We start from the raw sequence: 2032 nt of genomic DNA, 5'->3' as shown, positions 1-2032 counted from the left end.
CAGGGGCATCGCCCTGCGGGCCGGTCACCGGGCGGCACCCCGGCGTGCGATGCGCGCGGCGGCGATCAGTCCGGGCACCGCCACCAGCACCGCACCGAGGAGGTACCACCAGGGGGTGAGGCCGATCGTGGTGCGGATGACGTGCAACCCGGTGACGACGACGAGGACCACCACGCCGGAGCCCGCGACCCCCCAGAGGTACGTCCGGGCCGAACCACGGGGACTGGCGCCGATCGATCGCCGCTGCCAGAAGATCACGGCGAACAGCAGCACCACGTACGGCACCATCGCCCAGTTGGAGAACATGATCGCGATGGTCCCGGCACCCATCACCACCGCGATGACGGCGGCGAACCAGGCGAAGACCCGGGCGTCGCGCGTGGAGCTCACCGGCGGGCGACCCTCGACCTCCGCCAGGAGCCGGGCGGCCTCGGCGCGATCGAGCTCGCCGGTGGTGCGGATCTCCGTGGTCATGGCGACACCTTCCTCGTGACGGTCCCGGGAGTGTCCACCCGGGCAATGACTAGACCATAGGCAACTACTTTCCACTTTGGCAAGTAGTTTCTGCCGCCCGGGCGCCGGGCGCGGTGCCGATCACCCCGGGTCCACTACACTCGCGCAGGTCATGGAATTGAAGGCAGTCAAGAAGGACCTCATCGCCAAGATCGCAGCCCCCCGCGATTCGTCGCGCGCCGATCCGGTCGACCCCTACCTGCCCAGCGCCGGGAACCACGGCTACCGGGTGACCCGGTACGAACTGGACCTCACCTACAAGATGAGCTCCAACAACCTGCGTGGCCAGGCCGTCATCACCGCCACGGCCACCGAACCGCTCGACTCGGTGCAGCTCGACCTGTCCCCCCACCTCGACGTGTCCAAGGTGTCTCTCGACCGCGGTCGGGTCGCCAGGTACAACCGGCCGCGGGGCAAGCTCACCGTCACCCCGGCCGAGCCGATCCCCGTCGGTGCCGCGTTCACGCTCACCATCCGGTACGCGGGCAACCCGCGCCCGATCCGCGGCGCATGGGGTGAGGTCGGGTGGGAGGAACTGACCGACGGGGTCCTGGTGGCCAACCAGCCCAACGGCGCCGCCAGCTGGTTCCCGTGCGACGACCACCCGTCGTCCAAGGCCCCGTTCCGGATCCGGCTCACCACCGACTCCCCGTACCGCGCGGTCGTGACCGGTTCGCTGGTGGGCAAGAAGCGCAGCGGCAGCACCACCACCTGGGAGTTCGACCTCCCGCAGCCCACCTCCACCTACCTCGTGACGATCAACCTGGGGCAGTACGAGCACCTGGAGGTGACGGGTGGGGCGGTGCCGTTCCACGCCTACCTGCCCGCGGACCTCAAGCGGGACTTCCGGGTGTCGTTCGCCCGCCAGTTCGAGATGATCGAGGTCTTCACCGACCTGTTCGGCCCGTACCCGTTCGGTGAGTACAAGGTGGTGGTGACCGACGATGAGCTGGAGATCCCCCTCGAGGCGATGGGCATGTCCACGTTCGGCCGCAACACCGCCGAGGCGGGCACGGACGACGAGCGGCTGATCGCCCACGAACTCGCGCACCAGTGGTTCGGCAACGCCGTCACCGCCGCCGAATGGAAGCACATCTGGCTCCACGAGGGCTTCGCCTGCTACGCCGAGTGGCTGTGGACCGAGTTCTCCGGCGGCGCCGACGCGGGCAGCCACGCGCTGCGCTACTACTCCAAGCTGCAGAACTCACCCCAGGACCTGCTCCTGGCCGACCCCGGCCCCAAGGACATGTTCGACGACCGCGTCTACAAGCGCGGCGCGCTCACCCTGCACGCCCTTCGCCTGACGATCGGCGACGAGCAGTTCTTCCAGCTGCTGCGTGACTGGGTGACCAAGTACTCGGGCAGCACCGCGACCACTGACGACTTCCTGCACATGGCCGCCGACCACTCCCCCGTCGACCTGCGTCCCCTGTGGTCCGCGTGGCTGTTCTCGGAACCGCTGCCACCCACCCTCGGCATGCCCGATGACCACGCCGGCCGCCGCTGAACCGACGCCCAC

At 69.1% G+C, this 2032-nt stretch carries 2 protein-coding genes; one reads left to right on the top strand and one right to left on the bottom strand.

Features of this window, described 5'->3' with window-relative positions:
• Nucleotides 1-24: 24 nt before the first annotated feature.
• Nucleotides 25-474: a hypothetical protein gene (locus tag G6021_RS14280; protein WP_182617824.1), complete on the bottom strand. Its 450-nt coding sequence runs from the start codon at nucleotides 472-474 to the stop codon at nucleotides 25-27.
• Nucleotides 475-631: 157 nt separating this feature from the next.
• On the opposite strand from G6021_RS14280, the gene G6021_RS14275 reads away from it, so the two are divergent.
• Nucleotides 632-2020 (top strand): M1 family metallopeptidase, encoded by a 1389-nt coding sequence (locus tag G6021_RS14275; protein WP_182617826.1) that lies wholly within the window; start codon nucleotides 632-634, stop codon nucleotides 2018-2020.
• The last annotated feature ends 12 nt before the right edge of the window (nucleotides 2021-2032 follow it).

It is taken from the genome of Dietzia sp. CW19 (genome assembly GCF_014145265.1).
GTDB lineage: Bacteria > Actinomycetota > Actinomycetes > Mycobacteriales > Mycobacteriaceae > Dietzia > Dietzia natronolimnaea.
The sequence above is the reverse complement of the archived record's forward strand: the minus strand, read 5'-3'. Positions and strand labels throughout refer to the sequence as shown.